Annotated in this window: 14 protein-coding genes; 5 read left to right on the forward strand and 9 right to left on the reverse strand. The window is 64.4% G+C overall.

What is annotated here, in order from left to right:
- Window positions 1-3: 3 nt before the first annotated feature.
- The 5 genes from cysW to AB0H22_RS08940 form a co-directional block, all read right to left on the reverse strand.
- Window positions 4-819: a sulfate ABC transporter permease subunit CysW gene (cysW, locus tag AB0H22_RS08920; protein WP_358146357.1), complete on the reverse strand. Its 816-nt coding sequence runs from the start codon at window positions 817-819 to the stop codon at window positions 4-6.
- Window positions 816-1,715, reverse strand: a complete 900-nt coding sequence (cysT, locus tag AB0H22_RS08925) for a sulfate ABC transporter permease subunit CysT (RefSeq protein ID WP_180751793.1) — start codon at window positions 1,713-1,715, stop codon at window positions 816-818. The genes cysW and cysT overlap by 4 nt, the downstream gene beginning before the upstream one ends.
- Window positions 1,712-2,767: a sulfate ABC transporter substrate-binding protein gene (locus tag AB0H22_RS08930; protein WP_180751792.1), complete on the reverse strand. Its 1,056-nt coding sequence runs from the start codon at window positions 2,765-2,767 to the stop codon at window positions 1,712-1,714. Before AB0H22_RS08930 ends, cysT begins: the two co-directional genes overlap by 4 nt.
- A 131-nt stretch (window positions 2,768-2,898) precedes the next feature.
- Window positions 2,899-2,991: an Ms4533A family Cys-rich leader peptide gene (locus tag AB0H22_RS08935; RefSeq protein ID WP_358146360.1), complete on the reverse strand. Its 93-nt coding sequence runs from the start codon at window positions 2,989-2,991 to the stop codon at window positions 2,899-2,901.
- 167 nt (window positions 2,992-3,158) lie between these two features.
- Complete coding sequence (locus AB0H22_RS08940; RefSeq protein ID WP_180751791.1) at window positions 3,159-3,407, reverse strand: hypothetical protein; 249 nt, start codon at window positions 3,405-3,407, stop codon at window positions 3,159-3,161.
- 59 nt (window positions 3,408-3,466) lie between these two features.
- Between AB0H22_RS08940 and AB0H22_RS08945 the strand changes: the two genes are divergently transcribed.
- Genes AB0H22_RS08945 through AB0H22_RS08965 form a run of 5 tightly spaced genes read left to right on the forward strand, consistent with a single transcriptional unit; the run spans window position 3,467 to window position 8,344 of the window.
- Complete coding sequence (locus AB0H22_RS08945) at window positions 3,467-5,038, forward strand: hypothetical protein (RefSeq protein WP_358146362.1); 1,572 nt, start codon at window positions 3,467-3,469, stop codon at window positions 5,036-5,038.
- The gene (locus AB0H22_RS08950; RefSeq protein ID WP_358146364.1) at window positions 5,035-5,448 is read left to right on the forward strand and encodes a hypothetical protein; all 414 of its coding nucleotides are present in this window, start codon (window positions 5,035-5,037) and stop codon (window positions 5,446-5,448) included. The genes AB0H22_RS08945 and AB0H22_RS08950 overlap by 4 nt, the downstream gene beginning before the upstream one ends.
- Window position 5,449: 1 nt before the next feature.
- On the forward strand, window positions 5,450-6,586 hold the full coding sequence (locus tag AB0H22_RS08955; protein WP_358146366.1) for a hypothetical protein: 1,137 nt from the start codon (window positions 5,450-5,452) through the stop codon (window positions 6,584-6,586).
- Window positions 6,583-7,104, forward strand: coding sequence for a hypothetical protein (locus AB0H22_RS08960; protein ID WP_358146368.1), 522 nt, complete (start codon window positions 6,583-6,585; stop codon window positions 7,102-7,104). The genes AB0H22_RS08955 and AB0H22_RS08960 overlap by 4 nt, the downstream gene beginning before the upstream one ends.
- A complete protein-coding gene (locus AB0H22_RS08965) occupies window positions 7,091-8,344 on the forward strand; it encodes an FAD-dependent oxidoreductase (RefSeq protein WP_358146370.1) in 1,254 nt (417 codons plus the stop codon). The genes AB0H22_RS08960 and AB0H22_RS08965 overlap by 14 nt, the downstream gene beginning before the upstream one ends.
- Here the strand turns inward: AB0H22_RS08965 and AB0H22_RS08970 are convergent.
- The 4 genes from AB0H22_RS08970 to AB0H22_RS08985 are packed head-to-tail and all read right to left on the reverse strand — an operon-like array spanning window position 8,334 to window position 12,084.
- Entirely contained in the window at window positions 8,334-9,119 is a 786-nt protein-coding gene (locus tag AB0H22_RS08970; RefSeq protein WP_358146372.1) for a hypothetical protein, read from the reverse strand. The two genes, AB0H22_RS08965 and AB0H22_RS08970, sit on opposite strands and share 11 nt — an antisense overlap.
- A 15-nt stretch (window positions 9,120-9,134) precedes the next feature.
- Window positions 9,135-9,893 (reverse strand): hypothetical protein, encoded by a 759-nt coding sequence (locus tag AB0H22_RS08975; protein ID WP_358146374.1) that lies wholly within the window; start codon window positions 9,891-9,893, stop codon window positions 9,135-9,137.
- Window positions 9,890-11,860, reverse strand: coding sequence for a glycoside hydrolase family 15 protein (locus AB0H22_RS08980; protein ID WP_180751784.1), 1,971 nt, complete (start codon window positions 11,858-11,860; stop codon window positions 9,890-9,892). The genes AB0H22_RS08975 and AB0H22_RS08980 overlap by 4 nt, the downstream gene beginning before the upstream one ends.
- A gap of 41 nt (window positions 11,861-11,901) precedes the next feature.
- Window positions 11,902-12,084, reverse strand: a complete 183-nt coding sequence (locus AB0H22_RS08985; protein ID WP_180751783.1) for a hypothetical protein — start codon at window positions 12,082-12,084, stop codon at window positions 11,902-11,904.
- Window positions 12,085-12,090 lie beyond the last annotated feature (6 nt).

A 12,090-nucleotide genomic window follows, 5' to 3' on the forward strand; every position in this document is an offset into this window, starting at 1 on the left:
TGCTCATTCGCTATTGGCTTTTGCTCGTCGCGCATCGATGACCACCTGGACGACCAGGACGATCACCGCAACAGCCATCAGCAACGCTGAAACGGCATAGGCGCCGTACTCGGCGCCGCGCTGATGGCGATCGGACACCAGCAGAGTCAGAGTCTGCGATGTCCCGGGCAGATTCGACGAGACCATGATCACCGCGCCGTACTCACCCAGCGTGCGCGCGACGGTCAGCACGATGCCGTAGGTCAAACCCCACCGGATCGACGGCAACGTGATACGCCAGAACGTCTGCCAGGCAGTGGCTCCCAGCGTCGCGGCCGCCTCTTCTTGCTCCGTGCCGAGTTCATGTAGCACCGGCTCGACCTCACGGATCACGAACGGAATCGTGACGAAGATGCTGGCGAGCACGATGCCCGGGAACCCGAAGATGATCTTGAGACCGAAATCGTTCTCAACGAATCCGAACACGCCCGCCGACCCCCACAGCAGGATCAGCGCGACGCCCACTACCACGGGCGAGACCGCGAACGGGAGGTCGATGATCGCCTGCAGCACCGCTTTACCGCGGAACTTGTTCCGCGCCAGAACCAAGGCCGTGGGAATGCCAAAGATAACGTTGAGCGGCACCACGATCGCGACGATCAGCAGCGACAGCTGCAGGGCCGACACTGCGGCCGGGGTGGCGATCGAGTCGAAGAACGCCCCAACCCCTGGCTCGAACGCGCGCCACAGGATGAGCCCCACGGGGACGATCACCAGGATGCCGACATACAACAGCGCCGCGTACCGGGCCAGATACTTGACGAGCGGTGACGGCGTCACTGCGCCAGCTCCTCTCGCTTGGCCGCACGCGACCCGATGGTGCGCAGGATGAACAGCACAACGAACGAAATAAGCAGCAGCACAATCGAGATCGCTGCGGCACCGGTTCGGTCGTCGTTTTCGATCAGCGTCCTGATCCACTGCGAGGACACTTCCGTCTCACCGGGCACGGCGCCACCGATCAGCACCACCGAACCGTATTCGCCGATCGCACGTGAAAAGGCGAGTCCCGCACCAGATAACAATGACGGGAGCAGCGCCGGAAGGATCACCGCCCGGAAGATCGTCCAGTTGTCGGCCCCCAGGGAGGCGGCGGCCTCCTCGACAGACTGGTCGAGTTCCAGTAGGACCGGCTGCACGGATCGCACCACGAACGGCAAGGTGACGAACAGCAGCGCAATCCCGATACCCCAACTGGTGTGCTGGATGTGGATGCCCACCGGGCTGCCCGGGCCGTACAGCGCGAGCATCACCAGACTCGCCACGATCGTCGGCAACGCGAACGGCAGGTCGATGACGGCGTCAACCAACCGCTTTCCGGGGAAGTCATCACGCGTCAGCACCCAGGCCACCAGCAGCCCGAAAAACAGGTTGATTACGGCCACCGCGAACGAGACCCCCAGGGTGACCCGGAACGAGCTCACCGCGGCGTTAGAGGTGACGGCGTTCCAGAACGCGGTCCATCCACCGCCGGCCGACTGCCAGATGATTGCGGCCAGTGGCAGCAGCACGATGATGCTGAGCCAAATCGATGCCGCACCGACCCGCAGCGAGGTACTGCCGTACCGGCGCCTCAACAGCCCCCCCGTCTGCCCGGCACCGACCTCACGGTCGGGCCGGGCAGACGGTTTCGGCTCGGAAGCCGGTTCCGTCGACTGTTCGGTGGACGCTGTCATCCGGTGGCCTTCTTGTAGATCTTGGTGATGCTGCCGTTTTCCTTATCAAACAGTGCAGGGTCAACGGTCTTCCAGCCGCCCAGTTCGGCGATGGTCCACAGCTTCTCCGGCGTCGGGAAGTCCTTGGCGAATTCTGCCGTAACGGCCGGATCGACAGGACGGAAACCTGCCTCCGCCCAGATCTTCTGCGCCTCCGGGGTGTACAGGAAGTTCTTCAGGGCGTTCACCTTGTCGAGGTGCGCGCTGTCCTTGACGACGGCAACCGGGTTCTCGATCTTGAACGTCTGGGGCGGATTGACGTGCTCGACGTCCTTACCCTGGCGTTCGACGTTGATCGCCTCGTTCTCATAGCTGATCAGCACGTCACCGCTGCCCTGCAGGAACACGTCAGTGGCCTCGCGCCCGGAACCGGGGCGCTGCTTGATGTGCTCGCCAACGAGCTTGCTGACGTAGTCGATACCCGCCTGGTCATCGCGGCCGCCGTTGCTCTTGGCCGCGTAGGGCGCCAGGAGGTTCCACTTGGCCGAACCCGAGCTCAACGGGCTGGGGGTGATTACCGTGATTCCGGGCTGGAGCAGGTCATCCCAGTCCTTGATGTTCTTCGGGTTGCCCTTGCGCACGACGAGCGAGACCACCGAACCGAACGGCACACCCTTGGTGGCGTCTGCGTTCCAGTCCTCGGAAACCTTGCCCGCCTTCACCAGACGGCTCACATCGGGCTCGACCGAGAAGTTCACGATATCGGCGGGCTTGCCGTCGACCACGGCGCGGGACTGATCCCCGGACGCCCCATATGAGGTGGTCACCCCGACACCCTTGCCTTCGGCGGTGTTCGCGAAGGCCGGAATGATCTTCTTCCAGCCCGGCTCCGGAACGGCGTAGGCGACCAGGGTCAAGGTGGTGTCCGCATTCGAGTGCGACTCGCCACCGGCGACATCGCTTGCTCCCCCACCGCAGGCGGAGAGAACAGTTGCGGCTGCAGCAAGAACTCCAATGCGGCGCCAGCGGCTGGCACTGACCGTCTTCGCGACGTTGATCAGGGGGTCAAACATGGGATGCCTTTCGTGGGATGGCGATTATCTGGGGCAATACTCTGAATCCCGTGACGACAGAAAGGTAGCGAAACAGCCAGTGGGCCTTCGAACCAGGCGCTACCGACACCAAACCGCGGACGGGTATGGGTCTAGCGACAACAGTGAACGTCTGCAACAGCGCATGTGCCGACCGCGATGAGCGCCAAAATGTGGCGCACGCGGCTACCGGGAGCGGTGTGCATGGGCGGAAGCGTAGCAGAGCTTCTTGATGCCGTCTTAACGGATGAACGAGCAGGTAGGAGCACTAATGGATCAACCGGCAGGCGCTAGCGGCTCAACAGCCAGGCGACTATCACCAAAACCGCCAGCGCAATCAGCGCCAACGTCACACGCGACTGGGGCATACCACTCATGACGGGTCCACCGGGGCGACGGAGGTCTCGATGGCACGACGGCGCGCCGGGTCAAACCAACCGAGGTGGTTCACCGCGCCGATTAGGAGAAACAAGATCTTGTCACCGGCCATCGCCATCGCATACGCCAAAGTCAGAACCACCGGCATCACGATGATCGTTTGCAAGATGAACCCGCGTCCGCTGAGCCACAGCTCCACGCCGTCCCACCAACCCAGTAGGCCGATCACGCTGTCGCTGTACACGCCGCCAGTTTAGGCGGACCACAACGGGCGCTCGCCAGGGCAGGGCAGACTGGATCACGATGAGCCGCTTGCGCGAGATATGCCTACCGCTGGTACTGGCACTCCTCGCATTGTTCAGCACAACACCCACGGCCGCGGCTGACTCGGCGAACGCAGGTGCCGATGTACAGGTCGCCCAGAGTCTCGGCCAGCGCGAGCTCACCGTGGTGGCGCGCCGTGTCACCAGCATTCCCGGCCCGCTGCGTGTCGATGTCATCACTCACCAGGGCACCGCGGCCGGCCCGCTCCGGCTGCAGCTCGTGCCCACCGGCGCCAGTACCGACGAATATCAACCCGCTTCGGGCGTTCCCACGTCGACCGCGATGGTGATCCTCGGTGAAAAACCCGGCCCGTACGGTGCAACCCTCGACGTCGACCGCACCGGGCCGACCGACCTCACCATCAGCGACGGTGTACACACCGCTCGGATCCCGTTGGTCCTCGTGGGTCAGGCGATGTCACCACCCGAGCGGGTGGCCTATGTGGGCCTGGCCACCACTGGACTGCTGTTGGTGGTTTCCCTCGTCGTGGCCACGCGGGTACGTCGCGGGGTATGGATCGCGCTGCCGGTGACCGCCACGGTGACGGCCCTCGCGGTCGCGATTACCGGCGCCGTGCTCTCCACGTCGGCACCGCCACCGCCCGAACCGGGGCTGCAACGAGACCCCACCGTCGACAACGCCGCCAACCCCTACCGGATCGACCGTCCCGCGGTTACCGACTACTCCCGCCCCTCGGCCATGCTCATCGCCGAACAGCCGGTGGTGGATTCAGGGCATGCAACAGACGTCTTCTTCTCACTCATCGATACGGCGACCGGACTGCCCGCCGACGATCTGGTCATCCACGACAGCGCATTGATCCATCTGTTGGTGGTGGCCCCGGACGGGCAGCTCTCCCATCTGCATCCGATAAGGGTTGCGCCGGGCCGCTATTCGGTGCCGCTGTCGCCAACGGCGGCAGGCCGCTACGCGGTCTCGGCCGAGTTCACCCGACGCGGCGGCGGAGTGCAGACGGTTCGTCTACCCGGTGGGCTCATATCGCGCGGCGAAAAGCCCGCTGCACCCGCGCCGTTCGATGGACCCGGTATGCGCATGATCGACGGGCTGCATGTGCACGTGACTGCCACCGGCCTGCGTGCGGGACGTCCGACGACGCTCACCGCGACCGTCGGATCCGATCCCGTGCTGCAGCCATGGCTGGGCATGCTCGGTCACCTGGTGATCGCCGGCCCGATTCCGCGCGACGCCCCCGCTGACGATCTCGGGACCGCGGTATTGGACTCGGCGGTGTGGGCGCACGCTCATTCCATGGGCGGTCACGGCGGCGCCGACATGCCCGGCATGGAGCACGGCACCAATCATCGGGGTAATAGCGAACCGGTACAAGATGATTCAGCGTCTTCTCTACCTCCGATGGTGGGGGCGCCGCCCCTCAACGGCGATAGCCCGCCCGATGAGACGGTGGCTGCCTTCGGGCCGGATGTACCGTTCACCTTCACCTTCCCTCGGCCGGGTCGGTATCTCGTCTGGATCCAGTCCCAGCGTGACTATCGGGTGCTGACGATCCCGGTACGACTGGACATCTCATGACACGTCGCGTGTGGGTGGGGCTCGGGGTGATCGTTGCCGCGGTATTGGCGTTGGCATGGATTGCCTGGCCCAGCCCGCCCAAGGCCATCACCCTGCACTCCGGTACCGAGCACTACACCATCACGGTGACCGTAGACAATCCCCGCGTCGGGATGACCGCGCTGGAAATCGCCATCGCCGACCGGGAGGATCCGGGTCTCCCCGAATCTGAATCGGTGACAGTCGAATTGGTCATGCCGTTGATGGGCCACGCAATGCCGCCGCAGCGGGAGATCATATCCGGACGCACGAAGTTCGACCAGGTGATGCTGTCGATGGCCGGGCCCTGGGAGATAGTCGTGACCGTCACGCCGCCGTCGGGAGACCCAGACGAACGCGCGACGATGCCACTATGGGTAAGTGGAGGTTGAGATGAGCACCGGTACAGAACAGACGACACGAATCACCCGCGCCACCGTCGAGAAGTACGCACCGCTGGGGGCGTACGGGGTCCTGCTGGGAAGCGTGGTGGGTGCGATTGGCACCACCTGGGACGTGCAATGGCACAGCGACGTGGGACCCGACACGTTCTTCACGCTGCCACATCTGTTCCTGTACTCGGGCAGCGCGATCGGTGGGATCACCAGCCTCATCATGGTTTTGATGAGCACGGCCGCACAGCGTGCGGGCGAAAACATACCGCGCTGGGTGGGTGGAGTTCCGATCCGCGTGTTCGGCGGCAGGTTTACCGCGCCCCTGGGCTTCCTGATCTCCGGCTGTGGCGCCGCAGCGTTTCTCATGTACGGACTACTGGATCTGTGGTGGCACACGGTGTACGGGTTCGATGCCATCCTGGCCTCGCCACCACATTTCGCGTTGTTCGTATCGGGGACCGTCGCCGACCTCGGCAGCATCGTCACCTTCGCCGCGGCACGCCGATTCCGCTGGGGCACGGTCGGTTTGATGGCACAGTCGTCCCTGGTGGCGGCGACGACGGCCGTTCCGTTCACCGCACTGTACGTCTTCAAATTCGAGTTCAACCCGCTCTCACTGGGGTCCGCGTTCATCGTTCCGCTCGTCCTGCTGATCGTTGCGGGCGTATTGCGGTCGCCACTGGCTCCGTTCGGCGTGGCGGCGATCATGGGCGCGCTCCAGGCAATCTTCTGGTGGTTCTCGCCATGGGCCGCACGCGAATACGCCGCAGCGGTGGGGTTGCCCCTGCGGGACGACCTGTGGGGCGGCCCACCCACAATACCGGGAATGATGCCGATGTTCCTCGGGATCTTCGCCGCGCTTGCCGCGGGACTGCTGTACCTCGTCAAGGATCATCCGTGGCGACGGCGGCCTATGACGATCGTCGGCGCCATTGTGGGCTCGGTTGCGGGCATGGGCTATCTGGCGCAGGGGGCGATGCTGTACCCCGACGGGACCGAATCCGCGAGCAGCTACGTCACCGTGGGCCTGGCCGGACTGGTGTTGGGCGCGCTGGCCGGATTCCTGGCCCAACGCATTGCACTGATGTTGCGGGTACCCGGGAACGACGCCGACCCGGTAGAGGCCGTCGCATGAGATACACCCGAATGCTGCTGGCGCTCTTCGCCATCGTCGGCCTGTCCCTCGGGATCAGCGCCCCCGCGAATGCCTACGCACCCGTCAACGTGGTGCACACCGAACAGGTGAACGCGGGCCCATACCAGCTGACCGTCGGGTTCTCGACCTGGCCGCTGCGCGCCATGCAATCGCTGGACTTCAGCTTCATCCCCGCCGATGGGATCACCGGCAAGTCGGGCACGCTCACCGTTGTGACCCCCGACGGGCGGCAGCCACGCACCGAACCGTTGGCCCGCCACCCGCGCAAACGCGAGGTTTGGGGCTTGGATATCCGGGCCCTGCAAGAAGAAGGGCAGCACCAGTTCGTCTTCGATATCACCGGTCCGCGCGGGCCCGGGAAGGGCACCCTCAACTTGGAGGTGCTACCCCAGCCGGGACCGCCGCTGGGGTTGAGTTGGATGATCTCGTTGATACCCGTGTTCGCATTGGCCGGGATCCTGATCGCGGCATGGAGGAGAACTCGTGACGAAACCTGATCAGCCGCAGAGCACCACCTGTGCGATCTCCGGAGGAGGACCCGCCGGAATGATGTTGGCGCTACTGCTCGCACGTGCCGGTGTCAACGTCACTGTTCTCGAGAAACACCCCGATTTCCTGCGGGACTTCCGTGGAGACACCGTGCACGCCAGCACCCTGAACCTGCTCGACGAGTTGGGGCTCGGCCCGCAATTCGCAGCCATGCCGCACAACCTCGTTCAGCAGGTAACGGTGGACCTCGGTGAGCAGACGTTCCGGCTGGGCGATCTCAATCGGCTTCCCGGACCGCATAAGCACATGGCGATGGCACCTCAGTGGGACTTCCTGGAAATGCTGGCCAGCGCCGCAGAGACCGAGCCCACCTTCCGGCTGCTGCGCAGCACTGAGGTCACCGGGCTCCTGCGATCCGGTGACCTCATCACCGGAGTCGAATATCGCACCGCTGCAGGAGAAACCGGCAAGATCAGGGCGGATCTCACCGTTGCCTGCGATGGCCGCGGCTCGGTGCTGCGCGCAGCGGCAGGAATGCGACCTCGGTCATTCGGCGTTCCGATTGACGTCTGGTGGTTCCGCCTCCCCAAGCATCCCGATGACCCGCAGGGGCCGCGCGCACGGGTCGGCGCCAACCGATTCATGGTGATGCTCGATCGCGGCGACTACTTCCAGTGCGGCTATCTCATCGGCAAGGGCACCGACTCGCAGATGCGCAGCGGCGATGTGCAGGTGCTGCGTGACCGAATCGCCGAGATGGTGCCCTGGCTGGCCGATCGCACCGATGCCATTACCAGCTGGGATGACGTGAAATTGCTTGATGTGCAGCTGAATCGGCTCCGTAAATGGTACCGAGAGGGCCTGCTTTTCATCGGTGACGCCGCACACGCCATGTCCCCGGTCGGTGGCGTCGGTATCAACCTCGCGATCGCCGACGCGGTGGCCACCGCCCGCATCCTCGCCGAGCCGCTGCGCGAGGGAACACTCACCACCGCCGACCTTCGCAAGGTGCAGCTGCGCCGGTGGGGGCCGACCGCCCTCATCCAGCGTGTGCAACGCGCCGTACACCGGCGGGTGTTCTCGGCGGTCGACTCTGCGACCACGGTCACCCCAAGCACCAGGATCGCTTCGGTGTTGTCGATTGCCACCAAATACCCATGGTTGCAAGCGATTCCGGCATACGGTGTGGCGATCGGGCCGCTGCCCGAGCATGCACCCGATTTCGCCCGCCGCTTCCCTACTGGCTGAGCACCTTCTGCATCTCCGGGGCCACCAGATCGCGAATCCGCTCCCAGGGCACGGTAACCGGTATGTAGTCCCCGGCAACATGCGGAACGGAGACATAGAAGGTCAGCCCCTTAGGTGCCGGCAGCCAATGCAGGAATTGCTCGGACTTCATGTCCCCGGCGGCCTTGATGCGATCGGGCGGACCAAGCTCCAGGGCCAGTTTCCGCAACTGCACTCGGGCCGCCTCCTGATCGAGGAAAACCTGATCGAACATCACCGGCTGGGCCGTATCGGTGTTGATGGTGATCGTCGCCGCCGACTGGTTGGGGTGTGCACCGCCGCCATCCCAGAGAAATACCGCCAGGCCCGCCACCACATGCGGGCCGATGAAGGAGACCCGGCTCGATTCGCGTACCGCCAGCTGCCCGTCGCCTATCGTCGCCGGTTTCGTGAGCTTCGGATCATCCAAGTCGCGCACCACATCCTGAAGTGCCGCACGCATGCCTTCGTTGAATCTGTCCCGAGCGGCGGCCTTATCCCCGGTCACCTGCGGCAGCTGGACCTTGTAGGTCACTCGCCCCTGTTTACCGCTCACCGCCTCCAGCGTCGGGGTGAACCCGAACGCGGGCTTGGCGGTCGGCGGCGCTTGCGCCGGGGTGAGAGATACCGTCGGTTTCGATGTCGTTGTGCTGGTGGAAGACTGGACTTCAACCGGCTGGGGCTGATCCGGCGGTTTGAGGCACCCGCCGACCACGCCACACGCCAACACCAGCGTCAACCCGAGACCACATTTCACAAGCACAGACCCCCGCTATTGGCTCAGCACCGGCAAGATTTCGGGAGTAACCAGATCACGGATCCTCTCCCAGGGCACGGTGACCGGAACGAAGTCACCCACGGCGTGCGAGACCGGCACATAGAACCGCAACCCGGTCGGTACCGGTAGCCATTGCTCAAGTGGCCCATAGATACCGTCGCTCCGTAACCTCCCGGTCGAATCGAGCTCGGGCAATACCTGCTTGAGGCGTTGCAGAGCCGCGTATTGCTGAGGGAACAGATCGTCATAGGTGACGGGTTGCGCGGTGTCGGTATTGATCACGATGGTCGCGACCGACTCGGTGGGGTGCGCGCTGCCGGCGAACGACCGGTACAGCTGGACACCGGCCACCACGTGCGGTCCGATCATGGCGACGCGACTACTCTCCGCCTCGGGCCCGAGGTCTGTGATCGACACCTCCACCGTCTTCTCAGGTCCGAGCAGCCCGTCGATCAGGTCACGCAATGCGGTGCGCATACCGTCGTTGAATCGATCTCGCACGGCGGGCATGCCACCGGCGAGTTGCGGCAGGTGCACGTCGTAGGTGACTGTCCCTTCAACGCCCTTGACCGCCTCCAACATCGGGGTATACCCAAATGCCGCAGGCACCATCGAAGAACTGGACGGCGTTGTCCCCGAAGAGGACTGAGCCGCGGTAGACATCTGCTCGGACTGATCGACTGTGCGGCCGCAACCACCCGCGACCACGCACAGCATCACCGCAACCGCGGCGGCGTCGGCCCGAGCCCTCATGTGGGTGCGTTAGCGGGCTGGAAAGTACCGCTCACATCTGCCTCTTCTTCGGCTCGAATCACGTGCACGACGGCGTTGATCAAGGCCAGATGGGTGAACGCCTGCGGGAAGTTACCCAGGTGCCGTCCGGTGCGCGGGTCGATCTCCTCGGCGTACAACTGCAGTGGGCTGGCGAAGGACAGCAGCCGCTCGCAGAGGTGCCGTGCGCGGCGCACCTCGCCGATCTCGACGAGCGCCGACACCAACCAGAACGAACAGATGGTGAAGGTGCCTTCCTCGCCACTCAATCCGTCATCGGTCTCCTCCACCCGATAGCGCAGCACCAGACCGTCATGGGTCAGCTCATCGGCGATGGCCAGCACGGTGGCGCGAATCCGCGGATCGTCGGGCGGCAGGAAACGGTTGAGCACCGCGAGCAGCAGCGACGCATCCAAAGCCGTTGAACCGTAACGCTGCACCAGCACCCCGCGGCTGTCCACGCCGTGTTCGAGGATGTCGTCCTTGATCTCGTCGGCCACACCGCGCCACTGCTGGGCATAGCTCTTTTCGCCGTGCATCTCGGCGAGTTTGGCGCCGCGGTCCATCGCCACCCAGCACATGATCTTCGACGAGGTGAAGTGCTGTGGCTCTCCCCGCACCTCCCAGATGCCGCGGTCGGGCTCGCGCCAATGCCGCGCAGCCTCTTCGGCCTGATTCTTCAGGATCGGCCACAACGTCGCCGGAATCTGTTCCCTCGACTTGGCATGCACGTACACCGAATCGAGCATGGTTCCCCAGATGTCATGCTGGATCTGATCGAAGGCGCCGTTACCGATCCGCACCGGCCGCGCACCGTCGTACCCGGACAGATGCGGCAGCTCCCCTTCGGTCAATGTGCGTTCGCCACCAACTCCGTACATCACCTGCAACGGGTGTCTCTCCCCGTTGTTCGCACCCGATGCGTCGGCGATGAATGAGAAGAAGTCGTCAGCCTCACGGTCCAGTCCCAGCGTGTACAGACCCCACAGTGCGAACGTCGAGTCCCGTACCCAGGAATACCGATAGTCCCAGTTACGCATTCCCCCAGGCGTTTCCGGAAGCGAGGTGGTGGACGCCGCCAGTAGCGCGCCGGTCGGCGAGTACGCCAGCCCCTTGAGAACCAACGCGCTGCTCTGTAGGTACGAGCGCCAGGGATGGTCGGGAAATTCGCCGATGTTGATCCACTGCCGCCAGGCTTCGGCGGTCTTCCACATCTTGTCGGAGGCCTCCGCATATGTCTGCGGGACAGGGTGTTTCGACCAGCTGAGCGCGACGAAGGCGCTGTCGCCCTCGGTGAGCCGGGTACGTGCCCGCGCTTCCCGCCCCTCTAGTCCAAGCCGAAGATTCGTGGTGAGCTTGAGTGTCGGATTGGCCTCGGGATTCTTGTCTGCCCGGGCTATCGCCTCACCGTATCCATCGCCGGAGTACTCCCAGGTGGCCCCGTCACGGTGGTAGTCGAAGGCGGGCTCGCAGTTCATCAGCACCTCGACAGTCCCGCTGACACAGCGCACAGTACGCAGCAGGATGTGCTCGGCATCCCAGTCCGTCGGGGTCCGCCGGTGTGTTTTCGACCGCGAATCGACGTCGTGCCAGGGCCCCAGCACCAACGCATCGCGGACGGTGAGCCATCCGGTCTTGGTCTGCCAGGTGGTTTCCACCATCAGGCTGCCCGGCAGATATCGCCGCGAGGCCGGGACGCTGTGTCCGTACGGGCCGATCCGGAAATGGCCTGCACTGCGGTCGAGGATGGCCCCGAAGATGCTCGGCGAGTCCGGCCGTGGCACGCACATCCATTCCACCGACCCGTTGGAGGCAATCAGACAGGTGTTCTCCCAGTCCGAGAGGAATGCGTAGTCGGCAATCGGCGGGAAGGGGCCGCGACGCTGAGTGGGAGACTGACTGGAAATCAGTCCTTCTAACGACAGCTCGGGATCAAGGGACGACACCATCGGACCATCGTATGTGCGCCGCCGGGCACACCCCGGTTTATTTAGCGTCGGCGACGAAGGTAGATGCCGAGTCCGGCGAACAGAATCAGATTGAAGACCAAGAGCCCCACCAGGGCACCCGTCGAACTTCCACTACGCGGCCCCGCCGAGTAGATCAGCAGGTCGAGGCCGATCAGTACGGATGCGGCGATGACAACGACCCAGATCAGAGTGACCGGTTTCATATCGGC

Origin of the sequence: Mycobacterium sp. NPDC050853 (assembly GCF_040653875.1) — a bacterium.
GTDB lineage: Bacteria > Actinomycetota > Actinomycetes > Mycobacteriales > Mycobacteriaceae > Mycobacterium.